The sequence below is a fragment of the Cycloclasticus pugetii PS-1 genome (assembly GCF_000384415.1).
Lineage (GTDB): Bacteria > Pseudomonadota > Gammaproteobacteria > Methylococcales > Cycloclasticaceae > Cycloclasticus > Cycloclasticus pugetii.
In genome coordinates this window covers 1,940,194-1,963,731 of sequence record NZ_ARVU01000001.1, presented here as the reverse complement: position 1 = coordinate 1,963,731, position 23,538 = coordinate 1,940,194, and the positions used below count along the sequence as shown (strand labels likewise).

27 protein-coding genes are annotated in these 23,538 nt (G+C 41.7%); 14 read left to right on the top strand and 13 right to left on the bottom strand.

What is annotated here, in order from left to right; all coding sequences use genetic code 11:
* Positions 1-49 precede the first annotated feature (49 nt).
* Positions 50-592, bottom strand: coding sequence for a TlpA family protein disulfide reductase (locus CYCPU_RS0109590; RefSeq protein WP_016390554.1), 543 nt, complete (start codon positions 590-592; stop codon positions 50-52).
* Positions 593-2,461 (bottom strand): protein-disulfide reductase DsbD, encoded by a 1,869-nt coding sequence (locus CYCPU_RS0109585; protein ID WP_083923788.1) that lies wholly within the window; start codon positions 2,459-2,461, stop codon positions 593-595. It lies immediately after the preceding gene.
* 239 nt (positions 2,462-2,700) lie between these two features.
* Here CYCPU_RS0109585 and CYCPU_RS0109580 point away from each other — a divergent pair, with 239 nt between their 5' ends.
* Positions 2,701-3,204: an FxsA family protein gene (locus CYCPU_RS0109580; RefSeq protein WP_015006652.1), complete on the top strand. Its 504-nt coding sequence runs from the start codon at positions 2,701-2,703 to the stop codon at positions 3,202-3,204.
* Here CYCPU_RS0109580 and CYCPU_RS0109575 read toward each other — a convergent pair.
* A complete protein-coding gene (locus CYCPU_RS0109575; protein WP_015006651.1) occupies positions 3,199-3,501 on the bottom strand; it encodes a heme-degrading protein HmuQ in 303 nt (100 codons plus the stop codon). The genes CYCPU_RS0109580 and CYCPU_RS0109575 overlap by 6 nt on opposite strands.
* A gap of 307 nt (positions 3,502-3,808) precedes the next feature.
* On the opposite strand from CYCPU_RS0109575, the gene CYCPU_RS0109570 reads away from it, so the two are divergent.
* Positions 3,809-4,171, top strand: coding sequence for a phasin family protein (locus tag CYCPU_RS0109570; protein WP_015006650.1), 363 nt, complete (start codon positions 3,809-3,811; stop codon positions 4,169-4,171).
* A gap of 161 nt (positions 4,172-4,332) precedes the next feature.
* Here CYCPU_RS0109570 and CYCPU_RS0109565 read toward each other — a convergent pair whose 3' ends face one another.
* The 3 genes from CYCPU_RS0109565 to CYCPU_RS0109555 are packed head-to-tail and all read right to left on the bottom strand — an operon-like array spanning position 4,333 to position 6,816.
* Entirely contained in the window at positions 4,333-5,064 is a 732-nt protein-coding gene (locus tag CYCPU_RS0109565) for an ABC transporter ATP-binding protein (RefSeq protein ID WP_020162578.1), read from the bottom strand.
* 6 nt (positions 5,065-5,070) lie between these two features.
* Entirely contained in the window at positions 5,071-5,817 is a 747-nt protein-coding gene (locus tag CYCPU_RS0109560; protein ID WP_016390557.1) for an ABC transporter permease, read from the bottom strand.
* Positions 5,818-5,829: 12 nt separating this feature from the next.
* Positions 5,830-6,816, bottom strand: a complete 987-nt coding sequence (locus CYCPU_RS0109555; protein WP_020162577.1) for an ABC transporter substrate-binding protein — start codon at positions 6,814-6,816, stop codon at positions 5,830-5,832.
* Positions 6,817-7,125: 309 nt separating this feature from the next.
* On the opposite strand from CYCPU_RS0109555, the gene moaA reads away from it, so the two are divergent.
* The 3 genes from moaA to CYCPU_RS0109540 all read left to right on the top strand — a co-directional run bounded on the left by moaA (position 7,126) and on the right by CYCPU_RS0109540 (position 9,222).
* Positions 7,126-8,142 carry a GTP 3',8-cyclase MoaA gene (gene moaA, locus CYCPU_RS0109550; protein ID WP_015006646.1) on the top strand — a complete coding sequence of 339 codons (1,017 nt, stop codon included), beginning with the start codon at positions 7,126-7,128 and terminating at the stop codon, positions 8,140-8,142.
* A gap of 113 nt (positions 8,143-8,255) precedes the next feature.
* Entirely contained in the window at positions 8,256-8,723 is a 468-nt protein-coding gene (locus CYCPU_RS0109545; RefSeq protein ID WP_015006645.1) for a 4Fe-4S dicluster domain-containing protein, read from the top strand.
* Positions 8,724-8,925: 202 nt separating this feature from the next.
* Positions 8,926-9,222: a hypothetical protein gene (locus CYCPU_RS0109540; RefSeq protein WP_015006644.1), complete on the top strand. Its 297-nt coding sequence runs from the start codon at positions 8,926-8,928 to the stop codon at positions 9,220-9,222.
* On the opposite strand, the gene pyrE is transcribed toward CYCPU_RS0109540, so the two are convergent.
* From pyrE to CYCPU_RS0109515, 6 genes are all read right to left on the bottom strand, one after another.
* Complete coding sequence (gene pyrE, locus CYCPU_RS0109535; protein ID WP_016390559.1) at positions 9,219-9,860, bottom strand: orotate phosphoribosyltransferase; 642 nt, start codon at positions 9,858-9,860, stop codon at positions 9,219-9,221. The two genes, CYCPU_RS0109540 and pyrE, sit on opposite strands and share 4 nt — an antisense overlap.
* Positions 9,861-9,946: 86 nt before the next feature.
* The gene (locus CYCPU_RS11950) at positions 9,947-10,144 is read right to left on the bottom strand and encodes a CPXCG motif-containing cysteine-rich protein (RefSeq protein WP_015006642.1); all 198 of its coding nucleotides are present in this window, start codon (positions 10,142-10,144) and stop codon (positions 9,947-9,949) included.
* Positions 10,141-11,292, bottom strand: a complete 1,152-nt coding sequence (hemW, locus tag CYCPU_RS0109530) for a radical SAM family heme chaperone HemW (protein ID WP_020162576.1) — start codon at positions 11,290-11,292, stop codon at positions 10,141-10,143. Before hemW ends, CYCPU_RS11950 begins: the two co-directional genes overlap by 4 nt.
* Positions 11,289-11,900, bottom strand: coding sequence for an XTP/dITP diphosphatase (locus tag CYCPU_RS0109525; RefSeq protein WP_015006640.1), 612 nt, complete (start codon positions 11,898-11,900; stop codon positions 11,289-11,291). The genes hemW and CYCPU_RS0109525 overlap by 4 nt, the downstream gene beginning before the upstream one ends.
* Entirely contained in the window at positions 11,897-12,613 is a 717-nt protein-coding gene (rph, locus tag CYCPU_RS0109520; protein ID WP_015006639.1) for a ribonuclease PH, read from the bottom strand. Before rph ends, CYCPU_RS0109525 begins: the two co-directional genes overlap by 4 nt.
* Positions 12,614-12,716: 103 nt before the next feature.
* Complete coding sequence (locus tag CYCPU_RS0109515) at positions 12,717-13,628, bottom strand: serine/threonine protein kinase (RefSeq protein ID WP_020162575.1); 912 nt, start codon at positions 13,626-13,628, stop codon at positions 12,717-12,719.
* A 65-nt stretch (positions 13,629-13,693) separates the two neighbouring features.
* On the opposite strand from CYCPU_RS0109515, the gene CYCPU_RS0109510 reads away from it, so the two are divergent.
* The 8 genes from CYCPU_RS0109510 (at position 13,694) to ubiA (ending at position 21,772) form a co-directional block, all read left to right on the top strand.
* The gene (locus CYCPU_RS0109510) at positions 13,694-14,560 is read left to right on the top strand and encodes a YicC/YloC family endoribonuclease (RefSeq protein WP_015006637.1); all 867 of its coding nucleotides are present in this window, start codon (positions 13,694-13,696) and stop codon (positions 14,558-14,560) included.
* A 9-nt stretch (positions 14,561-14,569) separates the two neighbouring features.
* The gene (gmk, locus tag CYCPU_RS0109505; RefSeq protein WP_015006636.1) at positions 14,570-15,187 is read left to right on the top strand and encodes a guanylate kinase; all 618 of its coding nucleotides are present in this window, start codon (positions 14,570-14,572) and stop codon (positions 15,185-15,187) included.
* A 63-nt stretch (positions 15,188-15,250) separates the two neighbouring features.
* The gene (gene rpoZ / locus CYCPU_RS0109500) at positions 15,251-15,523 is read left to right on the top strand and encodes a DNA-directed RNA polymerase subunit omega (RefSeq protein WP_015006635.1); all 273 of its coding nucleotides are present in this window, start codon (positions 15,251-15,253) and stop codon (positions 15,521-15,523) included.
* Between the two features lie 119 nt (positions 15,524-15,642).
* The gene (locus CYCPU_RS0109495; RefSeq protein WP_015006634.1) at positions 15,643-17,805 is read left to right on the top strand and encodes a RelA/SpoT family protein; all 2,163 of its coding nucleotides are present in this window, start codon (positions 15,643-15,645) and stop codon (positions 17,803-17,805) included.
* Positions 17,806-17,815: 10 nt separating this feature from the next.
* Positions 17,816-18,205, top strand: coding sequence for a RidA family protein (locus CYCPU_RS0109490; RefSeq protein WP_015006633.1), 390 nt, complete (start codon positions 17,816-17,818; stop codon positions 18,203-18,205).
* 25 nt (positions 18,206-18,230) lie between these two features.
* Positions 18,231-20,315: an ATP-dependent DNA helicase RecG gene (gene recG / locus CYCPU_RS0109485; protein ID WP_020162574.1), complete on the top strand. Its 2,085-nt coding sequence runs from the start codon at positions 18,231-18,233 to the stop codon at positions 20,313-20,315.
* Between the two features lie 15 nt (positions 20,316-20,330).
* A complete protein-coding gene (locus CYCPU_RS0109480) occupies positions 20,331-20,885 on the top strand; it encodes a chorismate--pyruvate lyase family protein (protein WP_232228634.1) in 555 nt (184 codons plus the stop codon).
* Positions 20,885-21,772 (top strand): 4-hydroxybenzoate octaprenyltransferase, encoded by an 888-nt coding sequence (gene ubiA / locus CYCPU_RS0109475; protein WP_020162572.1) that lies wholly within the window; start codon positions 20,885-20,887, stop codon positions 21,770-21,772. The genes CYCPU_RS0109480 and ubiA overlap by 1 nt, the downstream gene beginning before the upstream one ends.
* Here ubiA and CYCPU_RS0109470 read toward each other — a convergent pair.
* The gene (locus tag CYCPU_RS0109470; RefSeq protein ID WP_015006629.1) at positions 21,769-22,482 is read right to left on the bottom strand and encodes a ComF family protein; all 714 of its coding nucleotides are present in this window, start codon (positions 22,480-22,482) and stop codon (positions 21,769-21,771) included. The two genes, ubiA and CYCPU_RS0109470, sit on opposite strands and share 4 nt — an antisense overlap.
* Positions 22,483-22,538: 56 nt before the next feature.
* On the opposite strand from CYCPU_RS0109470, the gene bioB reads away from it, so the two are divergent.
* On the top strand, positions 22,539-23,534 hold the full coding sequence (gene bioB / locus CYCPU_RS0109465; protein WP_015006628.1) for a biotin synthase BioB: 996 nt from the start codon (positions 22,539-22,541) through the stop codon (positions 23,532-23,534).
* Positions 23,535-23,538: the final 4 nt, after the last annotated feature.

Here is a 23,538-nt window from a genome sequence, read left to right as displayed (position 1 = left end):
AATGTTATTTCGCGAAAGATAAAGACAAATATAAGCAAGTTAGCAGGAGTTAGCCTTTTGAAAGCTGAATGGATTTAAGAATTTTGGATCGTTCAAGAAGCCCTACTTGACGAGTAATAATGCGGCCTTCAGGGTTGATAATAACAGAAAAAGGAAGGGCGCCCATGGTGTTGCCGTATTGCCTTGCTAGATCCAGACCCTGTATTTCGGCAATTAAATTTGGGTAGTTGATGCCTACTTCTAAAGCAAATTTGTTAACTGAGACCGTGTTATCAATGGCAACTCCAATGAACTGTAGGTTGGTTGCACCATATTCTTTTTGCATGGCAATGAATTCAGGGATTTCTTCACGACAAGGTGGGCACCAAGTTGCCCAGAAATTAAGCACGATATAATTGCCGTCCCATTCCTTAATGTTTCGTAACTGGCCTTGAAGGTCGGGAAAAGAAAACTCTGGCCGCATGGTTGGGGCCTGCTGAGTAGCTGTTGTGTCGTTAGAGCTAATAGTTAAAGGGTTCTTGCTAAACAAAGTGATAGCAACGGTAGCGAAGATAAGTATAAAACCAATTGAAAATAGAGCCTTCTTCTTCATTTATTTCAGTATTTGTAGTTGTTTTAGAAAATCGTCAGCTGCCATATAGCCGATGACTCGATGTTGTTTTATTTCAGTGCCGTTAGGCGAAAAAAATAAAATGGCTGGTGGCCCAATAAGTGAGAAAGCATTTAATAATGCTCGATCTTCATCATTATTTTTGGTGACATCTGCTTGTAACAGGAGGGTGTTTTTTAAAGCCTGTTGGATAGATGGTTCACTAAAGGTAAAGGCTTCCATTTCTTTACAGGAAACACACCAGTCAGCATAAAAATCTAACATGACGAATTGTTTGTTTTGAGAGGCAAGCTGTAAAGCAGCCTGTAAGTCGTCAATATTTTGGATTCTCTTAAATGGCAGGCTATGCTGTAGAGTGTTATTTTTTTGCGAAAGACTAAAGTTGGCTAAAGGTTTTAAGGGGTTGCTTCCGCCGGAGGCTGCACCGAGCATTAAAATAACACCATAGATCATCAAAATAGCACCGACTCCTTTGGATAGTTTTTGCCAACCCGAAGAATTTTCTGGTAACCGATCCAGTGCGTTAAGGTAAATCGCGCAAATAATAAATAAGCTTGCCCACAAAAGGAGTGTGATGCTGGCCGGTAAAATGCGCTCAACAAGCCAGATAGCGACAGCCAATAATAACACCCCAAAGAAGTACTTAATGGGTTCCATCCAGTGCCCGGCCTTAGGTAATAATTTACCCGCAGAAACACCGATAATTAGTAATGGAATGCCCATACCGAGGCCTAACGAGAATAGTGCAAGGCCGCCTAATACAGCATCGCCCGTTTGTCCTATATAAATCAACACCCCGGCGAGTGGCGCAGCAACACAGGGGCCAACAATAAGTGTCGATAAAATACCCATGATTGCACTGCCCCATAAGGAGCCGTGTTTTTGGTGTTGTGACAGTTGAGATAGTTTACTTTGGAGTGCATTAGGTAGCTGTATTTGATACAAGCCAAACATCGATAAAGCAAGTAACACAAAAAGCCCACTAAAGATGCTGAGAATCCAAGGGTTTTGAAAGGTGGCTTGTAAGTTACTACCAAACAGGCCCGCTAATATGCCGAAAAGCGCATACGTTATTGCCGAGGCAAACACGTAACTAAAGGATAAATAAAAGGCTTTACGTGTAGTAAGGCTTTTGCCATGCCCAATAATAATGCCAGACAGAATAGGGATCATGGGAAATACACAAGGCGTCAATGAGAGTAATAGACCAAACCCAAGGAAGGTTAAAGCGGTCAACCAAACGGTATTGTCCACAAGGGCTTTGGCGATTCGGCCCTGTTCCGAAATATTGCTAGGGGTAGGTTTTGTCGGCTGGGTAATATTTAGGTGGTTTGTCGGTTGCAGGGATAAGCTCACCGTTTTATTCATGGGCGGGTAGCAAACCCCAATATCAGCACAGCCTTGAAATCGAATGTTGAGCGTTACGTTAGTGGGTTTAACAAGTGGATTGGTTAAGCGTTGGGTGAGTCGTAGATCATGGTAATAAACCACCGTATCACCAAATATCTCATCTACTTTGCGCTTGCCTTTTGGGAATTTTATTGCTTCTAACTGAATGCCTTGAGGGTTGATTACTGTTACCTCAACCTGTTGTTGATATAAGTAATAACCGTCAGCAATTTGCCAATTTAAGATAATGTGTTGTTGATCGTTTACCTCTGCAAAAAATTTAAAGGCATCATCTGGTTCCAGTAATGCATCAGAGGGGGAAGTGCTGAATCGATCAAATAAATCACCTATTGTATCGGTAATATTTTTTTTATTAAGGTCTGCCTCAGCTGCAAGCCCCATTGATGTAGAAAATACAGCGCAAAGGAGAAGACATAAAATAATTACATTTCTTGTTTTCATTGAGTAATTGATTGGGTCAGTATGCTAACTTGAAATATCAAGCATTGCTCAGGTGCTTGTTGTTCATTGTTATTTGTAGGCATTATAACGCCACCGGTAATACAAAGGAGCTGATTTTGTTTTGCATAGAGATTAGGACCTGAAGAGCTCCTGATATCTTTCTTTTTAATGTTGTTATTGTGCTGTTTATCTGTATGCCAGTTTTTACAAAGGCATCGTTCCTGTGTAAGCTGTTGGCTATGAATCCCTTTTCTGTTTTTTTGTTACTCTTAATTGTTGTCCCTGTGGTGGAAATTTATTTTCTTATTCAGGTGGGAGGCATAATCGGTGCGTTTCCTACCGTTGTGTTGATTTTGCTGACAGCGGTATTAGGTGCTTACCTGTTTAGATTGCAGGGCCTAGCAACACTACAGCGCATACAGGCAAGCCTGTCTAGAGCTGAGATACCAGCAGTGGAGATGGTTGAGGGTGCTATGTTGCTGGTCAGTGGAGCCTTGCTGTTAACACCAGGCTTTTTGACGGACATTATTGGTTTTCTTTGTTTAGTGCCGTCGTTACGATATCGCTTTGCGCGCTCTATTCTGCAGAGCTCGTTAATGGGCCAAGCCTCTTTCCAACAAGATGGCCCGTTTCAACAAGGCAGCCGTGAAGACGCGTTGGATGGGGATATCATCGAAGGTGAGTTCAAGCGGGAAGACGAGACTGATGTAACAAAAAAAACAACTAAACCACCTAAGCTATAAAACGACTTCAAACCCTTCAAAGTTAGGGTGCCCAATATATAAACCTTTTGTTTGCCCGGCTTGAGCGTGCACTTGTTTAAACGCGTCCGAGTGAGTCCAGTCATCAAAAGCCGCTTTATCTTGCCATGTTGTATGTGAGGCAAATAGGGTGTGATCCTCAAGTGCTGGGCCACGTAAAAGGTGAAATGTTTTAAAACCAGGGACTTCATTTAAGCGAGATTCGCGTGAACGCCAAACTTCTTCAAACTCGTTTTCTTTGCCAAGGCTTACTTTAAAGCGGTTCATTGCGATAAACATAACACTGCTCCTTTTTGGTTAAATAAGACTTTTTTACCATTCATTACGCTGAATAATCGAGACTATTAAATGGATATCGTCGTCGTTAATGATACGTTAACTAAAGAGGTTAGCGTATGTTCTTTTAAGACTGCAATATAAATATTTAGTAAGGGGACTAATACCACTAGTGGTTCAAGGGGTGTTGACAGTGCGTGCAAAATGCGATAGTTAGATAAGTGTTGCGCTGCAATAAAAACACTGTATAATCCAACTCAGCAAAGAAGAAGTTATTGCTTATACCTTAAAACAAATAAAAGGATATGACATGTTAAATAATCTAGAAACTTTATTCGCTCCTGCTAAAAAATTAGTTGAATTAAATAAAGCACAGTTCGAAAAAGCTATTGCCGCACAACAAGCTGCAGCTAAAGAATATGTTGCTCTCACTGAAGCACGCATTAAAGCGGCTACTGCCATTACAGATCTTGAAGGCCTAAGTGCTTTTGTTAAAGATCAGGTTGAACTGGCCCAAAGTAGCTTTGAAAAAGTACAAGCTGATAGTAAAGAATTGATTGAAGAGGTTAAGGCTTATAACGAAGAAGTGATTAAGCTTGTTCAAGAAAGCAACTCAGTAGTAACTCAAGAAGTTAAAGACACTGTAAAAAAAGCAGCTAAAAAAGCAGCTTAAAGTGAAACTAATTGCTTGACCATTTGTGAGAAGTCCTCTTTTTGAGGATGGTTTAATAGCTATAAAAATCCGCTGCCAAATTTGGTAGCGGATTTTTTTTGTTTATGAGTATCTTAAGAAAACAGAGGTTATATTTTTTATAGCCAGTTTAGGCGTTTAACTTACAGAAATGGGCGAATGTTTGGTTGGCTGGTTTTCAGATGCTCTTTAAATGCGTTAACTTGATTGGGTGTGCGTTCAGTTCTCGTCAGGCTAATGTTGACCTCGGCGATAATATGACTAGGGGGGGCGGATAAAAATAAAATGCGATCGGCTAGTGTTATCGCTTCGCTTAAATCATGGGTAACAAATAATATAGACCTTGGTTTTTCATGCCATAAGTTTAATAAAGCCCCTCTGGCTTTGTTCGCGTTGGCCTGGTCGAGCGAAACGAACGGCTCATCCATTAACAACAAGTTACTTGGTAAGCAAAAAGCCCTTGCAAGTGAAACCCGTCGTTGCATTCCCAATGATAAATGATGGGGGTAGCTATGTAGATGGTCACCTAAGTTTAAGGATTGAAGAGTTTTTATTATGCTGGCTAAAGAAGCATCGGGCTGGGTTGCTAATTGAATGTTTTCCAAGACAGTTCGCCATGGTAATAAACGGGGAGTTTGGAAAACGTAACTGGGTCGAAGCTTGCTGCTTTGACTATTAATAGTACCGTCATAATCACTATCAAGGCCCGCGATAATATTAAGCAGCGTTGTTTTGCCACAGCCTGATGGGCCGACAAGGCAGACAAACTCATTATTTGTTATATCGAAAGAAAGGTTTTCTATGACGGTGAACGTTTCCTTAAGCCCACTTTTTGGAAAGTTTTTCTTTTTTATATCGACAGTAAGAGAGCTCATCGTACGTTATTTCCAGCGTTGAGATTTTTTGTCCAAAGGTTTTAATATCATGCTTTCTATCAATTGAATTACAATAATAAAAGAAACGGTATAAGCCATAATGCTGGGGATATCAAAAAGTTGAAAAAACAGGTGTATTTGATAACCCATGCCATCGCTTCTGCCTAACATTTCAACGACTAAAATTATTTTCCATATTAGAGCAAGGCCGGTTCTGGCGGCAGCCATAATGTAAGGAAAGAGTTGGGGGAGAATTACATGACGCAATGTCTTGTAGCGCCCAAATCGATAAGCCCTAGTCATTTCCATAAGGTGCTCATCTAGGTTTTTAGTGCCTTCTCTAATGGTGACGATAACGTTGGGAATCTTGTTGATAACGACAGCGAAAATAGCAGCTGTTTCAACTAAACCAAACCAAATGTAACACAAGATAATAGTCACCAAAGCAGGGATATTTAGCAGAATGATTAGCCAACTATCAAAAAATTGATTGAGTGAATTGTGCCGGCCTAAAAGAATCCCAATGGCGGTTCCTATAAGCATGGCCAGAAAAAAACTAATTATTAACCGATATAAAGTTACGCCAAGGTGATGTGGTAATTCATGGGTTTGAATAGCATGAGCCAGTGTCTTATAAACCAGTAAAGGTGAGGGTAAGACGGGGCTGTTAAATGTGACTGCGGCAAGTTGCCAAATTAATATCAGCAGCCCTAATGATAACATCGAGTTTAAGAATGAGGAGCGTAGCATCATGAGGTTGGTTAATTAATGGCCGCTATTCCAAAATAAATTAGGGTCAAATTGCTTGACTGTCCCGACAAGTTTTTCACCTCCAATATCGGCTAATATAGAGTAAATATCAGCAATGGCTTGTTTCTCTTCAGCTGAAAATTTTTTAATTTGTCCTTCGCAATAACTCTTGCGTAACAGTTGTTGAGTCAGTGTGTTGTGTGTCTTGGTTAGCGGCAAGATGGCTTTCCAGTGTTTATCTGAAGTACATAAGAGCTGAGTGGCATCATGGCTAGCGGTGAGAAAATTATTGAGGCTGATTGATTGTTCTCGTGCCCATTTTTCACTAAAAACGTAGCCAAGGATTGGAATGGTTTTGTTGATACCGAGTTGCTGAATAATCTCATGCGTATTAATAATTTCACGATAAGCATCTGCTTTTAAACGCGTACTATAGTGCCAATAATTGATTAGGGCGTCCAACTGGCCTTGTTTGATGAGGCTATTGAGCAGCGGTGGGGCGCCAAAAAATGTATCGAGGCCTGTTTGAAGGTCGATGCCTTTTTTTAATGCTAATGCTCGGAGTAACAGCCAGTTTTTATCTAGCTCGCCTCCTGCGATCCCTAATCTCTTACCGCTCAAATCCTTGATGGAATGAATAGCTGAGTCATTAGGCACCATAATAGAACCTGCCGCGGATGAATAGGGGGCAAATAAATAATCAGATGAGAATTGGCGTTGGCGCGCAACCCATGTCCAATCTGAGACAATAATATCGGCGGCACCTGCTTGCAGTGCAATTTTGCCCGCTTGAGTGTTGGCTAAAGGCTGGATGATGAGTTCAAAACCATTTTTTTTATCAAGTCGGTTTTTCTTTATGGTTTCTAATGTCCAGTTAACAGTACCAAACTTAAGGACAGATATTTTTATCGGCGTGCCTGTATCGGCGACAGCGCTATAAGATAAAATAAATGTAGTTATCAGTACGTAGCTGGTGAGGTATGTTTTTAATGACAGTCGCATCTATAGTAAAGGAGGCTGTTGTAATAATTGTTATAGAAGCTAGTTTATCTTAATTACAGTGAAGGTGAAGTGAATGATGAAATAGGCCTTGGGAGGTATATAAAAGCCCTAGTTTGGAGTTAGCTTTATGAACTAATTTATTGACCTATAAATTTAAACTGCGGTAAGGTGTACAAAGTACGAATGTGGCTGTAAGTCATTAATTATAAATGAGAATAATTTTCAATTGAAAGTAATTCTCAAGAAGCTCGTAACCTTTTGAAGTGCGGGAGTTTCTTAAGAAAAATTAGGAGAAGCAGTTTAGATTGTATGAATGCCGTATCGCCAATAATAAACACAAATAAGTTAATCGACAAATTTGGTCGACAAGTCACCTATGTGCGAATTTCTGTGACAGACCGTTGTGACTTTCGCTGTGTGTATTGTATGAGCGAGGATATGGAGTTTTTACCGCGCGAAGAGGTATTGAGCTTAGAGGAAATAACTCGTTTATCGAAGGCTTTTGTAGAAATGGGCGTGACGAAAATTCGTATAACAGGGGGTGAGCCTTTGGTACGAAAAGATATCGTCAATATGCTGGCAGATGTTGCTAAGTTAGAGGGCTTGGAAGAATTAGTTATTACGACAAATGGTTCGCAATTAACTAAATTAGCACACCCATTGAAAGAGGCTGGCGTCAAACGAATCAATATCAGCTTAGATAGTCTTGATGCGGATAAATTCAAAAAAGTAACGCGAGTGGGTGACCTTAATACTGTCTTAGAAGGTATTCAAGCTGCTAAAAAAGCGGGCTTTGAAAAAATTAAACTAAATGCGGTGATTCTTAAAAATAGGAATCACGATGAGGTAAACAGCTTAGTTCAGTTTGCAATGAAAGAGGGGCTCGATATCAGCTTTATTGAAGAAATGCCTTTAGGGGCCATAGAAAGTCACTCGAGACAAGAGGCGTATTACTCTAGTGATGAAATTAAGCGCGATATAGAACAACAATTTGAATTGCTACCAAGTACAAAAAATACGGGTGGTCCAGCACGTTATTACGGCGTAAAAGGTTATGACAATTTGGTGGGTTTTATTTCTCCACATAGCCATAACTTTTGTGATACTTGCAATAGAGTGCGTGTTACAGCATCGGGCTTGTTGTTATTGTGTCTGGGGCAAGAGCACTCAATGGATTTAAAGCAGGTACTAAGAGCGAACCCAACAGATTTAAATAAGGTCAAAGAAGCGCTTATAGAGTCAATGGACATAAAGCCAAAAGGGCATGATTTTGATATGACAGAACAACCTGTTATTTTTCGACATATGAGTGTTACGGGCGGTTAAGTGTGAGTGTGGCAAAGAGGTAAGTTTTACCAATCAAATTAGGCCTTATGTCTTTACGGTATAAATTTTTTGTTAATGTTATTAAAAGTAAATAGAACCCACAGGAGGGTGTTATGCAGATGTCATTAGTTATTGACGCAAATAAATGTACGGGTTGTTTGCAGTGTGAAATGGCTTGTTCTTATGAAGGCGAGGGTGTTTTTAACCCAGCAAAATCCAGAATTAAAATCTTCCCATTTCATGAAGAAGGTATTTTTGTACCTTACACGTGTACCCAATGTGATGAAGCGTGGTGTATGCATGCTTGTCCTGTTGAAGCGATTCAGTTGAATAAAGAAACAGGCGCAAAAGAAATTGTTAATGATTTATGTGTTGGCTGTAAAGTTTGTACGATTGCCTGCCCATTCGGAACGGTTAACTATAATGCAGACAGTGGCAAAGTGATTAAATGTGATTTATGTGGCGGTGACCCAGAGTGTGCAAAAGCATGCCCAACGGATGCTATTACTTATCAAGATGCGAATTGGACTGGGTATGACAAAATGAAAGGTTATGCGGCGAAAGCGATGCCAGCAAAATAACGACTGACGTTATAAGATAAATGGCATTGATCGGCGTTTGATATCCATTAGCTGATCAAAGTGCTAATAGAAAGGGCGAGACAAAAGTCTCGCTTTTTTTATGCTTGATTTTAGCTTTAAAGGAACGTGTGATGAATCGAAAAGTTGCAACCTGAACAGCAAAGCCAGTGTTCTTTGAGTTGACAACAAGTGAGGCTGAATAATGAAACTATTTAAAAAAAAACAATTTACATTAGACATGGGGTTCTCGCGCAAAGAGTTTCTTTCGTTGCTCGAGAACCAAAATAAGTTGGTTTATAAACGCGATGAAAATCTCATTATCTTTACAGTAGCTGATCAACAGGCGCGTCTTAGCTTAGGTCATGAGGGTACGCATAAAGTATCCTCTACGCGCCTACCAATGTTGCCCGTGAGCTTTGACTTTTCAACGATGGATGATGAAAAGCAAGCGCAGTTTATGGACGTGTTTTTGCTTAAGTTTCTTCGTGGTGGGGGCTAGCCAGTCCCGTAAGTTTCCTGATACTTAAGAATACTGTTTAAATGCTCAGGTTCAGCTGATTCTTTGAGGTAATCGATAATGTCTGCTAAGCCAATAATAGAAGCGACTTTAAAGCCATAGCTTTCTTCCACATCGTCGATTGCTGAGGTGTCGCCACGACCTTTTTCTTGCCGATTAAGCGCGATTAGAACACCGGATGCAGTCGCATTAGCTGATCGAATAATATCGACAGACTCTCTAACCGAGGTGCCGGCACTAATAACATCATCAACAATGATAGCGTTACCCTTCAGTTCTGAGCCGACTAATAAGCCACCTTCGCCGTGGTCTTTGACTTCTTTACGATTAAAAACATAGGGTATATCTTGATTGGACACCTCAGACAAGCCAATAGACACAGCGCAAACAAGTGGAATGCCTTTATAAGCGGGGCCATATAAAATATCGTAATCCATGCCAGAGTCTATCAAGGCATGTGCATAGAAATGCCCTAATTTTCGTAAACGATAGCCCGTGTTAAATAGCCCGGTGTTAAAAAAGTAAGGGCTAATTCGGCCAGACTTTAGGGTGAATTGTCCGAATTTGAGTGCGTTGCATTGCAGGGCGAATTCAATAAACTCGCGTTTGTAATTTTTCATGGTCTGATTATCTGGGTTAATGTTGGGCTATTTTATACTGAAAGGTGCTCTATTTCGTAGGAACGAAGCAATCTTTTGGCGCGATATTATTCTGAATCAGTTTGTGCAGTTAGGTTAACTTCTTGGCTGCTGATATCAATTTCTATGTTTAACTCAATGGGGCGGCAGCAGACACTGCAGTCCTCGACTGTTTGATGGTTGCCTTGAGAGGTGTCGATGAAGGTATCGATTCGTTCTCCGCAATATGGGCAACTGTAAGTTTTGTTGATCAGTAATTCGTTCATTCGCTGGGTAAAAAGTGTTCTACGGTATCATTTAGAAAGTTCCATCCTTGCTCGGTGCAGCGGTAGCTTGAAGCGTTCCGCTGTAATAATTTCTTGTTAACCAGTGAGTCTAAGATGGCTTGTATTTGGTAAGCGTTTTGATGTGTTTGTTGTTGATAGTGGTCAACTGTAAAGCCTGATTTTAAGCGCAAAGCATTCATCATGTATTCAAAAGGTAACTCAGCGTCTTTAACGATATTTTTTCCACCTATAACATCTTGAGTGCCCGCCAGCTTGATGTAGTCTCGAGGCAGCTTCTTTTTCCAATAGCGTGTGATAGTACCTTGTTCATCGGTTAACTTGCCATGTGCGCCCGCGCCGATTCCAATGTAGTCGCCAAATTGCCAATAATTTAGGTTATGACGAGACTGCTGCCCCTCGGCAGCATAGGCAGATACCTCGTATTGGTTAAGTTCGTTATCAATTTTTGTTTGACAGGCAACTTGCATATCCCAAATTAACTCATCATGCGGTAACGCTGGTGGGTGTTTATAAAATAAGGTGTTTTTTTCAAGGGTGAGTTGATAATGAGACAGGTGGCCTGTGTGGTAACTTAGTGCCATTTCAACGTCGTCAATGGCTTGTTGGATGTTCTGGCCGGGTAAGCCAAACATGAGGTCAAGATTGATTCTATTAAAACCAGCTTTTTGTGCTAGTTGGATGGCCTTATGCGCTTGCTCAGCATCATGAACACGGCCCAGTTTTTTCAAATGTTCGTTATTAAAGCTTTGCACGCCAATGGATAGGCGGTTAATACCAATTGCGTGAAAGTCAGAAAATTTCTTGGCTTCGGCTGTGCCAGGATTAGCTTCTAAGGTAATTTCAGTCTGTTCATTAATACCCAGCGCATTATCGGTTGCTTCTAGAATGCGGTGAATACTAGCGGCGGAAAAGAGGCTGGGTGTGCCGCCACCGATAAAGATACTTTTTAATGACTTATTGTTAACAGTTTCTATTTCGGTTGAGAGATCTTTTATCAGCGCGTTAACGTACAGTTCTTCGTTATAGTCGCCTTTTTTTTCATGTGAATTAAAGTCACAATAGGGGCATTTTTTAATGCACCAAGGGATATGAATATAGAGGCTATAATCTGTTGAGCCTTTTGTCATGCTTGTGTCGTGAAGTAATCAGAAATTTGAGGCATGAGTTGGTTCAATGCTTTAGCGCGATGACTGATTGTGTTTTTGATAGAGGGCGCTAGCTCAGCAGAGAGGCACTGGTGTTCAGGGGTAAAAAAAACGGGGTCATAGCCAAAACCATTATCGCCATTTTCTTGAAATGCGATACGCCCTTCCCAAACACCATGAGAGATCAAAGGGGAAGGGTCATTAGCATGTGCCATGAAAACCATCACGCAATGAAAGCGTGCTGTACGTTTTTCCTGAGCTACGTCGGCTAACGCATTGAGTAACTTTGCGGTATTTTTTTTATCGTTGCTGGGTAAGCCTGCATAACGGGCAGAATAGACGCCAGGCGCGCCATTAAGGGCATCAACTTCTAGTCCAGAGTCATCCGCAATGGCAGGTAAACCTGAAATTTTTGTTGCTTGTCTAGCCTTAATGATAGCGTTTTCAATAAACGTAGTGCCGGTTTCTTCGGCATCAGGCACATCAAAATGTGATTGTGAAACAATCTCAATGTTTTGATGTTTAAGCATCGCCTGAATTTCTGCTATTTTCCCTTTATTGCTGCTGGCCAGCACAAGTTGTTGGATCATTTTGCTAAGGCGTCACGCTGTTGCTGCATTAATTCGCTAATGCCAGATGCGGCAAGGTTTAACATTTCATCCAGTTCTTCACGACGGAAAGCATGCCCTTCCGCAGTGCCTTGAACTTCGATGAAGGCACCTGCTTCATTCATAATGACATTCATGTCAGTTTCCGCTTCGGAATCTTCGGGGTAGTCTAAGTCTAGTACTGGCACGCCGTTGAAAATGCCTACAGAGACAGCAGCAATTTGACCATGGATTGGGTTTTTCTTGATTTTTTTCTCATCGAGTAATTTTTCAATAGCCAATGACAAAGCAATAAAACTTCCCGTAATAGAGGCGGTGCGTGTCCCGCCATCTGCTTGAAGAACATCGCAGTCGATAGTGATCGTGTAGCCATCTAGTGCGTTTAGATCAACGGCGGCACGCAAAGAACGACCTATGAGGCGTTGAATTTCTTGTGTGCGACCGCTTTGTTTGCCGCGCGCAGCTTCGCGACCCATACGGCTGTGTGTTGAACGCGGAAGCATGCCGTACTCAGCAGTGACCCAGCCTTGACCTTTGTCTTTTAAAAACCTTGGTACACGGCTTTCAACCGAAGCGGTGCATAGAACTTGGGTGTCACCACAGGCAATTAATACAGACCCTTCGGCGTGAATCGTAAAGTTGGTTGTTATTTTTACTTCGCGAAGTTGGTCAGGGTTACGTCCACTGGGTCTCATGTTTTTTCCTATGATAATAATATTGAATGACGGGCAACGTTGAAAATGCCACGTTTGATAATATGCGCATTATAGGCCAGAAAAATCACTTTATCTGACTGAATTAAGAATTCTGGCGGTAGTTTATGATATTCAATAAGTCGTCGATGGACTGGGGCCTTTTAGAGGGTGACATTTGCATGGCCCAGTCGATAGCGTAAAGAATATTTTCATTAATTTGCTTCTTATAAAGACGGTGGGCCGATTGCCTTTTTTCAATAGCGACAACGTCTGATGAGCTTATAGGGGCGGTTCTATCTAAACAAGTGCGCATGCTAGCGCCTATTGCATAGCAATCACTCCAAGGGCCTAATGTTTTGCTTTGCTCGTGTTGTTCTGGTGCAGCGTAACCCTTTGTCATGCTATGTGAATTTAGCTGTTGTTGGTTTTTGTAAGACAGTGCTGAACCAAAATCGAGGATGAGAGGGTTGCATGAGGGTCTTAATAGAATGTTATCGGGTTTAATATCGAGATGAAGTACCCCTCTGTTATGCATGTTTTTAATACATCGCATTACGGGTAGAAAAACGTCCAGTAAAAACTCAGTGGTCGCGATATTTGTTGAATCTTTTAACCAATTTCCAAGGGTTATACCGTAGTCATAATTCATCACTAAGTAAGCGGTATTATTGCAGAGGAAAAAATTAAGCACGCTAACAATGTTTGGGTGTTTGAGGGTTGTTAATAAGGTGGCTTCTTTCATAAATAACTGGCGGCCACGTTGGAATAAGTTTAGTGCCGCCGAGTCAATAGGCATGACAGCGTTGCCATTGCGTCTAGTTAGGTGTTTAGGCTTGTATTCTTTGATAGCAACTTGTTGCTGATCTTTTAGTTGGCGAGCTAAATAGACGGTGCTGAAACCGCCTTGTGCAATGACGCGTTCGATAATATATTCATTAACAACAGTGCCAGAGGGTAAGGTCTCGGTATGATTTGTTGTTGCGTGTGCAGGAAGTGAGAAGGTGTTTTTTGTCATCAGGGTATTAATCTTTTTAAAAACAGCCTAATATTTATTGTTTAACGTTAAGTATAGGCGACAAAATGATAAGAAGTATGACTGCTTTTGCAAGTAGTGAGTGTGAAGTTGAAGGATACACGTTGATTTGGGAGATTCGGTCAGTTAATCATCGTTATTTAGATGTTTCACCTCGGTTGCCTGAAATATTTCGTACGATTGAACCATTAGTTCGTGAGGCAGTTGGCAAGCGGCTAAAGCGTGGCAAAGTTGATTGTAACTTGGTTTACAGAAAACAAAAGCAAGGCGAAGAAAGCATTGAAATAAATCAAGCACGCTTGAAGCAGTTGCTAACAGCAACCTCGAAGATCGAAACGAATATGGAACAGTTTCAGAAGCTGTCTGCGTTAGATATTTTACGTTGGCCGGGTGTGCAAGCAGAGGTAAGGGAGGACTTAGAGCCGGTGCATGATGGTGCGATGTTATTATTAAATCAGGCGTTAGAGCAATTGATTGACTCGCGTGAACGAGAAGGCGCCAATATATTGGAAATGGTTGATTCGCGTTGTGAGCTGATTCAAGAACAAATGGACATAGCTAAAACACGGCTACCAGAAGTGCAGGGCTTACTGCGTGAAAAGCTAGAAAAGAAAATTAAGGACTTGATGGATGAGCCTGAGCAAGCAAGGCTTGAGCAAGAGCTTGTTTATTTTTTACAAAAAATGGATGTTGAAGAAGAGCTAGATAGGCTTGAGTCACATGTTAAGGAAGTACGTAGGATTTTGCACCAAGAAGAACCGGTTGGACGACGGTTAGATTTTTTGATGCAAGAACTTAATCGAGAAGCGAATACCTTGGGATCAAAGTCGGCAGATATCCAAACAACGAATGTTTCTGTTGAGTTAAAAGTTCTGATAGAACAAATGCGAGAACAAATTCAAAACATAGAATAAAGGACAAAAGTGACGAGAACAGGGCAATTATTTATCGTATCTGCACCCTCGGGGGCTGGTAAAACAAGTTTAGTGAAGGCGTTATTAGAGACACTCTCAGATATTGAGGTGTCTGTTTCAAGTACAACGAGAGCACCACGGTCAGGTGAGGTGAGTGGTATTGATTATCACTTTATCAGCGAGGAAGGCTTTCAACAGGTTGTTGCGCAAGATGGCTTTTTAGAATACGCGACCGTTTTTGGCAATTCGTATGGAACGTCCAAGCGCTTGGTTGATGAAAAGTTAGCACAAGGGGTGGATATTATTCTAGAGATTGACTGGCAAGGGGCGCAACAAGTTCGCCGTGTGATGAAGGATAGCTGTTCAATATTTATTTTGCCACCGTCCAAACAGGTTCTCGAGGAAAGGTTGCGAGGACGTGGGTTAGATAGCGACGAGGTTATCAATAAGCGAATGCGTACAGCAGTGGATGAAATGGTGCATCATGAAGAATATGATTTCTTGGTGGTCAATGATGATTTTGAAGTGGCTTTGGACGAGCTAGCCATGATTGTAAAGACTCAACGATTAGCCATGAAAAGGGGAAAACTCACCCACTCGGCTTTGATTAATCAGTTGCTTAATTAATTATTTAAAAATATAGTATAATGTTCGACTATTCAAATTATTTCATATTTAAAAGGGGTTCAAATGGCACGTGTAACAGTTTCTGACTGTCTTGAAAAATTAGACAACCGTTTTGAGTTGGTTTTATTAGCTTCAAGACGTGCGCGCCAGATAATGGATGGTGCTGATTCAAGCCTTGAGCTTGAAAATGATAAACCAACTGTTCTTGCTCTGAGAGAAATCGCAGCCGGTCATATCACCGAAGAAGCGTTGGACTTGGTTGATAATCCACCGATTGAAGAGCTGTTTATTGAAGACGCTGATTCAACTGAGCAAGTGACTGTTGAAGAAAACTAGGGTTGGCCAACTAAAAAATTAGAAACGCTGCCTATTCGCCAATAGAGTTTTGGTGATAGACTCAAATGCTCATGATGCTCTCATGGGCATTTTTTATGTGAAAAAGAAAATAATTGTAGATGGATGTAGAAAAAGAAAACGTTGAATTGCCGCAAACGGCCTTGTTAGCAGAGCTAATGTCAGTGTTGTCTGAGTACTTATCGCAGGAGCAATTGGATCAGGTTCATCAGGCGTACCAAGTGGCCAGTGAAGCACATGCTGGACAATACCGATTGAGTGGTGAAGATTATATTTGTCACCCAGTGTCTGTCGCACTCATTTTAAGTCATATGAAAATGGATGTTGACTGCATTATGGCTGCCATAATGCATGATCTTCTTGAAGATACAGACACGACCTATGAGGAATTGGCCTCGTTATTTAATGATGATGTTGCTGGCCTTGTTGATGCAGTGAGTAAACTCACAAAAATTAACTTTAAAACTCGTGAAGAAGCGCAGGCTGAAAATATGCGCAAAATGTTTTTGGCAATGGCAAAAGATTTGCGAGTGATTATTATTAAATTAGCTGACCGTTTGCATAATATGCGAACAATTAAGGTGATGAAACCCGCTAGCAGACGGAGGATTGCCAAAGAAACATTAGATATTTATGCGCCTATTGCACATCGGCTAGGGATGCATGAGTTTCGGCTTGAATTAGAAGACCTTAGTTTTGAAGCAATGTTCCCTCGTCGCAGAGCGATTATCAATAAAAGCATTAAAAAAGCTCGAGGCAACCGAAAAGAGGTCGTCGATAAAGTAGAGAAATTACTGGTAGAAAAGTTTTTAGACACCGACTTTCCGGGCGTTATTTACGGGCGTGAAAAGAACTTGTACAGCGTTTATCGAAAAATGAAACGGCAAAACATACCTTTTAACGAAGTGTTTGATGTGTATGCCTTTAGGGTGATTGTCGAGACAATTGAGCAATGCTATCAAGCCTTAGGCTTGCTGCATAATTTATTCAAACCGGTGCCGGGTCGATTTAAAGATTACATCGCTTTGCCAAAAACGAATGGCTATCAGTCATTACATACCGTATTAGTTGGCCCCTTTGGAGTGCCAATAGAGCTTCAAATTAGAACCTTAGAAATGGATCGTTTGGCTGAGTCAGGGATTGCCGCACATTGGCTTTATAAGACAACAGATGTTGCGCATGATGCAAAAGTGAGAGCGCATGAATGGTTAAGGAACCTGTTAGAAACGCAAAAGGGTTCTGATGACTCGTTTGAGTTTATTGATACGTTAAAGGTAGATCTGTTTCCGACAGAAATTTTTGTGTTCTCGCCGAAAGGCAAAATTGTTAAATTGCCTAAAGGCTCTACGGCGGTTGATTTTGCCTTTGCGGTTCATACCGATATTGGTATGGCGTGTGCTGGCGTGAAGATAAATAGAATAATGGAGCCGTTGCACACAGTGCTTAGAAATGGCCAGACTATTGAAATTATGACCAGTGATTTTGCAGTCTGTAACCCCAATTGGTTAAATTTTGTTGTAACCAACAAAGCAAGGCACGCTATTCGAAATCACCTTAAAGAATTTAAAGAGCGTGATGCTATTCGTCTTGGTGGTCAACTGTTGAATGCAGAGTTTAAAAGTGTCGGCTTAAATTTTGATGATGTTGACCCTGAACAATTACAAAAGTTTTTAAGCGAACAGCAAATTGGTTCGCTTGATGCCTTATTGATGGATTTGGGCTTTGGTAATCGAATGCCTTTGTTGGTTGCGCAACATTTAATTGCAGCAGCTGGGGATGAAGACTCCTTCATCGACATTGCCAAGGGTAAGCAAGCAACAGCCACGCTTAATATCCACGGTGCAGATGGGATGCTGATTAATTTGGGTACCTGCTGTAGGCCAATTCCAGGCGATAAAATTATTGGTTTTTTTAACCCTGGGCGTGGTGTGGTGGTACATCGGGTGCATTGTAAAAACACACGGGAATATAAACGCAAACACAAAAATTGGTTAAGTGTTCAGTGGGCCAATATTGTGGAAGGCGAGTTTAGTTCCGATATAGGCTTAGAGTTAAAGAATGAGCGGGGTGTTTTAGCAGAGATTGCGTCAATATTATCATCGTATGATTGTAATATTGAAAACATCAAAATAGCCTCACGTTCTGCAGATGCTTCTAGTGATGTTTTTACCATAACGGTACGGGATAGGAAGCATTTAGCAAGGGTGATGCGTCGTTTACATGCACTTGCATCGGTTATAAAAATAGCACGAATTAGGAACTAAGGAGGGCGCTTTGCAAAAAACAGTCATTCATACAGATTTAGCACCAGATGCTATCGGCACTTATTCGCAGGCGATTAAGGTGGACCAAACGGTTTATTTATCCGGTCAAATTCCACTATTGCCAGAAACTATGGTGCTGGTTAGCGGCGGCATTGAAGAGCAAATTGAACAAGTATTAAAAAACTTAACCGCTGTGGCACAAGCGGCAGGCGGTGGTTTGGCAGATATTGTAAAACTAAATATTTATTTAACTGATATGGCGGACTTTCCGGTGGTCAATGAAAAAATGGCGGCCCACTTTTCGCAGCCCTACCCAGCACGAGCGGCAATAGGCGTGGCTGAATTACCAAAAAATAGTCGTGTTGAAATGGACGCTGTCATGGTATTGGTTGACGATTAATACTATTGCATAGAAGGCTGTTATAGTGGTGGATAGTTATTTGGATGATTTGCCCATAACTTACCTTAAAGGTGTTGGCGAAAAAGTAGCCGAAAAATTAAGTCGGCTAGGGATCGTGAGTGTTGCAGATATCTTGTTTCATTTGCCATTTCGTTATGAAGACAGAAGCAAGGTGGTTGCGATAGGCTCGTTGAAAACAGGGGAGTCGTCTTTATTTGAAGGTCAAGTTGAGTTAGCAGAGGTGGTTTTTAGGGGGCGACGCTCTTTGCTCGTTCGCTTGAGTGATGGGACGGGCTTTGTCACATTACGTTTTTTTCACTTTTCAAACAGTCAAAAACAAGCTATGCAGCGTGGTCAGTGGCTACGTTGTTTTGGTGATATTAAATCTTATAGTAAACAAGGGGTTGCTGATGTGGTCCACCCTGAATATCAGTTGATTAATGAAGCGCAACGCGGTGTAATTCAAGAAGGTTTGCTTGCGGTTTACCCAGTAACAGATGGCTTACATCAAGCATCATTTAGGAAACTGATAAGGCAGGCTTTTTTGCTCCTTCAACAAGGGATGGGCATTCGTGATTGTTTGCCGCAGTCCATGTTGAGTCAACGCGGTCTGCCTACGTTAGTAGACAGTTTGCAGCAATTACACTACCCAGACACAATGCCAAGCTCGGATGCCAGTCAGCGACCGGCATTTAAACGCTTAATATTTGAAGAATTACTGGCTCATCACCTTAGTTTAAGCCGGTTAAAAAAAGGCATTCGTTGTGATGTTGCGCCGAGTTTTAAATCGGCTGGGGAAAGTCGACAGCGTTTTTTAACATCATTGGGTTTTGAGCTGACTAATGCACAAAACCGAGTGATTCAAGAAATATTGTCAGATCTGGCACGTTCACACCCGATGCAACGTTTATTGCAAGGGGATGTTGGTTCAGGGAAAACAGTGGTTGCAGCGTGTGCTGCCTTAGCAGCTACAGAGGCGGGGTATCAGGTAGCAATGATGGCACCAACAGAACTATTAGCAGAGCAACATTTCAAAAACTTCCAATTGTGGCTAAAAGATCTAGGTGTTCAAGTGGATTGGCTTGTTGGACAACATAAGGGAAAAACATACGAGTCAATTACTGCCGATATTGCCGAAGGTCGGTCTAACATCGTAATTGGCACACAAGCCTTGTTTCAAAAAAAAGTAACCTTTGCAAACCTAGGTCTAGTCATTATTGATGAACAGCATCGGTTTGGTGTGCATCAACGATTAGCGTTACGCGATAAAGGGGCGAAGACAGGGGGTTATCCGCATCAGTTGGTGATGACAGCAACCCCCATTCCAAGAACCCTAGCAATGTTAGGGTATGCAGATTTAGATTTGTCGATTATTAACGAGCTACCACCCGGGCGAACACCAGTGACCACGGCGGTGCTTCCGGTCTCTAAAAGAGAACAAATTATTGAGCGAATTGAAAAAGGGGTTGAGGATGGCCGGCAAGTGTATTGGGTTTGTACGCTGGTTGAAGAGTCGGAGGCTTTACAGTGTCAGGCAGCTGAAGTAGCGGCTGATTTGCTGCGAGAGTGTTTACCAAGGTTGAAAATTGGCTTGGTACATGGTCGGATGAAAGCACAAGAAAAGCAGACTGTGATGATGCAATTTAAGCAGCAAGCATTACAGGTTCTGGTGGCGACAACGGTTATTGAAGTAGGTGTTGATGTACCTAACGCAAGTCTAATGGTCATTGAAAATGCCGAACGTTTGGGCTTGGCGCAACTACATCAACTGCGAGGTAGGGTCGGCAGGGGGCAACGAGAAAGTCATTGTGTGCTGATGTATAAGGCGCCGTTGTCAAAAAATGCCAGTGAGCGGTTATCAATTATGCGTGAAACAACGGATGGTTTTAAAATTGCCGAAAAAGACATGCAATTGCGTGGTCCAGGGGAAATATTAGGTCAGCGACAGGCTGGTTTTATGCGGTTTAAAGTGGCTGACTTAGTGAGAGATGCTGAGTTGTTAGATCAAGTGGCACTGTCTGCGGAGGAGGTTTTGCGAATACAGCCGGAGTTAGTTGAGCCATTAGTTCACCGTTGGATAGCGAATTCAGTAGAATATGCGCAAGTTTAATTGAGTCAGGCTGTGTTGAAGAACATTAATAACTTTTTCCTACAAGAACCCGTATGGCGTGCGTTAAGCCGATGGCCAATACACTCGATGCCGCAACAGGTGGTAGACTGGTTATTAGAGCCTAATTCACTTACTGTGCGAATGAAAAATACATTTGATGAGCCTTTTAGTGTCAATGTGTTAGGGCAAGGACTGGCAAAACCTTTATTGGCGGATGCCCGCTATTTAAATCAGCGCCCGTATCGGTATGCGCTTATTCGTGAGGTGCAGCTGAATATTAATAATCAACCGTTTGTATTTGCACGGACCACTTTGCCAAGAAAAGCTGCCCATCACTTGCAAGAATTAACGCACCTAGGGGACAAACCGCTGGGCGAAGTCATTTTTAGTGACCCAAGGTTAAAAAGAGTAGGGCTTGATCTGGCTAAAATTGGCTGCCATCAGTTAAACCTAGAAACTCAAAAAATGCTTGAAGGTCAGCCGCATATCTGGGCACGTCGTAATGCTTATCAGCTTAATAAACACGTGTTTTTGGTTAGCGAGTTTTTTTTACCAGCTTTGTATAATTAATGATGAAATTAGAATTAAAAAAAGAAAACATTGAGGCGTATTGGCGTTTAACACGCATGCATAAGCCAATTGGTAGCCTATTATTACTTTGGCCGATGTATTGGGCGCTTTGGATCGCCAGTAATGGCAAGCCGGATATTCTGGTTTTGATCGTGTTTACGTTGGGCGTGGTGTTGATGCGTTCGGCTGGCTGTGTGATTAACGATTATGCAGATAGAAAACTTGACCCACATGTGTTGCGAACAAAAGATCGACCGCTAGCCTTAGGGCAAGTAGAGCCCACTGAAGCATTGCAATTATTTTTTGTTTTGGTTTTTGCGTCGTCGCTGTTGGTGTTACTGATGAGCACGCTGACAATTTATTTATCATTGGGTGCTGTTTTTTTAGCCTCGTTGTATCCCTTTATGAAACGCCATACTCATTTGCCGCAAATATTCTTAGGCATGGCATTTGGCTGGGCCGTTCCTATGATTTTTGCTGCTCAAACAAATACTGTGCCTGCGATGGCTTGGCTGATCTTTACCGCTACAGTGATATGGGCAGTGATCTACGATACGATGTACGCAATGGTTGACCGTGATGATGATTTAAAAATTGGGGTTAAATCTACGGCCATTTTGTTCGGTGATTTGGATAAAGTATTGATTGGTTTTTTCCAGCTATTATTTTTTATAGCGTTGATCATGATTGGGCAAAAAGCAGATTTGGGCAGCCTTTATTTTACAGCCGTCTTCATTGCGTTTTTACTGTCTATTTACCATCAGTATTTGATCAAAGATCGAGATCGCTCAAAGTGTATGGCGGCGTTTTTAAATAATAACTGGCTCGGTTTAATCGTTTTTGTAGGTATAGCTGCGGACTATGCAGTAAAAGGTATTGTTGCTTAAGCCCGAGCAAAAGCCCAAATTTCAACCTGTTGCACTCCTTTTTTCTTCAGCGTTTTGGCAATTTCGTTTGCTGTCGATCCAGTCGTGACCACGTCATCAATAACAGCGATGGATCTAAGTTCTATTGATGGCTCATAGCAAAAAGCATTTTTTAAGTTTTTTCGACGTTCGCTGGCTTTAAGGCTGGTTTGGCTCGTGCTGTTAATGATTCGAGTCAGGTCGGGCGAAACCAGAGGAATGTTGAGCTCTTTATGTATATGTTGAGCGATAAGTTCTGCTTGGTTAAACCCTCGTTCTTTTAGGCGTTTTGGGTGTAGTGGAACAGCTATTAGGGCGTCAGGTAGCTTTTCGAGAGTTTTGAAGTGCTGCCCCATTAGGTGCCCGATGGTTCTTGCGCAACTGTGTTTTGCTTGAAATTTTAATGACTTAATTAAAAATTGTGCAATACCTTCGTATCGGTATAACGAAAACACATGGTCAAAACAGGGTGGCCTTTGTAGGCAGCGGCCACAAATGGATGATACAGCGCTGAGCTCTATATTGCAGACTGGGCATGCGTGTGTTGATGGCTTTAGTTCTTGTAGGCATTCAGTGCATAGGTCTAATGCATTATGCCCTGGCTGATCACAAATAAAACAAGTGGGCGGGTAAAGGTTAAATTGGATAATATTTGACCAGTTGTCCATTTTTGTATAAATTAATTTTGACAACTTTTTAACCTAATGTACCATTGTCAATTTATATCCAGTTGAAAAGGTATTTTTGAATGAGCATAGCATCAGAAGCGATTGGCGAGCAAAAAAAAGCTGCCGTTAATATAGTTAGGAACACGTGGCCGTTAAAGAAAATTCAAGCACTGTTTGATTTGCCATTCAACGATTTGCTTTTTAAAGCGCACACTATCCACCGTGAGAATTTTGACCCAAATGCGGTTCAAATTAGCACCTTATTGAGTATTAAAACGGGCGCATGCCCTGAAGACTGCTCCTATTGCCCACAAAGTGTTCGTTACGATACGGGGCTGGAAAAAGAAGCATTAATGGAAATTAGAGCAGTTGTTGATGCGGCTAAAGAAGCTAAAGCGAATGGTGCAAGCCGATTTTGCATGGGGGCGGCATGGCGTAGCCCTAAAGATCGTGATTTAAATAAAGTCACCAAAATGGTTGAAGAGGTAAAAGCCTTGGGAATGGAAACCTGTGTTACCTTGGGAATGTTGGAAGATGGCCAAGCGCAACAGTTAAAAGACGCTGGGCTAGATTATTACAACCATAATATTGATACGTCAGAAGACTATTATAAAGAGGTGATTACGACGCGAACCTATCAAGATCGCTTAGATACGATTGATACGGTTCGAAATGCCGGCATTAACGTGTGTAGCGGCGGAATTGTCGGCATGGGTGAGGCCAGTGATGACCGAGCAAAGATGTTACAAACATTAGCGAACATGGAGCATCCGCCAGAAAGCGTACCGATTAATAAATTAGTGCAAGTAAAAGGGACGCCATTAGACGGTGCCGAGGCGATAGACTCGCTTGAATTTATAAAAACGATCGCAGTGGCTCGAATTTTAATGCCAACTTCTCAAGTCAGGTTGTCTGCTGGTCGTTCTGATATGACCGATGAAATGCAGGCGATGTGTTTCTTTGCAGGCGCAAACTCCATTTTTTACGGTGATCAACTGTTAACCACAGAAAATCCAGAAGAAAGTGCAGACCATCAATTGTTTAAGCGATTAGGTATTTATCCTGCAACGGTGTAGTTTT

What these genes read in the sequence shown, in the direction of transcription:
- moaA (WP_015006646.1), top strand. Translation starts at nt 7,126, where the DNA reads ATGAATGCCGTATCGCCAATAATAAACACAAATAAGTTAATCGACAAA.
- CYCPU_RS0109590 (WP_016390554.1), bottom strand. Translation starts at nt 592, where the DNA reads ATGAAGAAGAAGGCTCTATTTTCAATTGGTTTTATACTTATCTTCGCT.
- rph (WP_015006639.1), bottom strand. Translation starts at nt 12,613, where the DNA reads ATGAGACCCAGTGGACGTAACCCTGACCAACTTCGCGAAGTAAAAATA.
- CYCPU_RS0109570 (WP_015006650.1), top strand. Translation starts at nt 3,809, where the DNA reads ATGTTAAATAATCTAGAAACTTTATTCGCTCCTGCTAAAAAATTAGTT.
- rpoZ (WP_015006635.1), top strand. Translation starts at nt 15,251, where the DNA reads ATGGCACGTGTAACAGTTTCTGACTGTCTTGAAAAATTAGACAACCGT.
- CYCPU_RS0109555 (WP_020162577.1), bottom strand. Translation starts at nt 6,816, where the DNA reads ATGCGACTGTCATTAAAAACATACCTCACCAGCTACGTACTGATAACT.
- CYCPU_RS0109495 (WP_015006634.1), top strand. Translation starts at nt 15,643, where the DNA reads ATGGATGTAGAAAAAGAAAACGTTGAATTGCCGCAAACGGCCTTGTTA.
- pyrE (WP_016390559.1), bottom strand. Translation starts at nt 9,860, where the DNA reads ATGAAAAATTACAAACGCGAGTTTATTGAATTCGCCCTGCAATGCAAC.
- CYCPU_RS0109525 (WP_015006640.1), bottom strand. Translation starts at nt 11,900, where the DNA reads ATGATCCAACAACTTGTGCTGGCCAGCAGCAATAAAGGGAAAATAGCA.
- hemW (WP_020162576.1), bottom strand. Translation starts at nt 11,292, where the DNA reads ATGACAAAAGGCTCAACAGATTATAGCCTCTATATTCATATCCCTTGG.
- bioB (WP_015006628.1), top strand. Translation starts at nt 22,539, where the DNA reads ATGAGCATAGCATCAGAAGCGATTGGCGAGCAAAAAAAAGCTGCCGTT.
- ubiA (WP_020162572.1), top strand. Translation starts at nt 20,885, where the DNA reads ATGATGAAATTAGAATTAAAAAAAGAAAACATTGAGGCGTATTGGCGT.
- CYCPU_RS11950 (WP_015006642.1), bottom strand. Translation starts at nt 10,144, where the DNA reads ATGAACGAATTACTGATCAACAAAACTTACAGTTGCCCATATTGCGGA.
- CYCPU_RS0109585 (WP_083923788.1), bottom strand. Translation starts at nt 2,461, where the DNA reads ATGAAAACAAGAAATGTAATTATTTTATGTCTTCTCCTTTGCGCTGTA.
- CYCPU_RS0109540 (WP_015006644.1), top strand. Translation starts at nt 8,926, where the DNA reads ATGAAACTATTTAAAAAAAAACAATTTACATTAGACATGGGGTTCTCG.
- CYCPU_RS0109575 (WP_015006651.1), bottom strand. Translation starts at nt 3,501, where the DNA reads ATGTTTATCGCAATGAACCGCTTTAAAGTAAGCCTTGGCAAAGAAAAC.
- CYCPU_RS0109515 (WP_020162575.1), bottom strand. Translation starts at nt 13,628, where the DNA reads ATGACAAAAAACACCTTCTCACTTCCTGCACACGCAACAACAAATCAT.
- CYCPU_RS0109565 (WP_020162578.1), bottom strand. Translation starts at nt 5,064, where the DNA reads ATGAGCTCTCTTACTGTCGATATAAAAAAGAAAAACTTTCCAAAAAGT.
- CYCPU_RS0109545 (WP_015006645.1), top strand. Translation starts at nt 8,256, where the DNA reads ATGCAGATGTCATTAGTTATTGACGCAAATAAATGTACGGGTTGTTTG.
- CYCPU_RS0109560 (WP_016390557.1), bottom strand. Translation starts at nt 5,817, where the DNA reads ATGATGCTACGCTCCTCATTCTTAAACTCGATGTTATCATTAGGGCTG.
- CYCPU_RS0109510 (WP_015006637.1), top strand. Translation starts at nt 13,694, where the DNA reads ATGATAAGAAGTATGACTGCTTTTGCAAGTAGTGAGTGTGAAGTTGAA.
- CYCPU_RS0109580 (WP_015006652.1), top strand. Translation starts at nt 2,701, where the DNA reads ATGAATCCCTTTTCTGTTTTTTTGTTACTCTTAATTGTTGTCCCTGTG.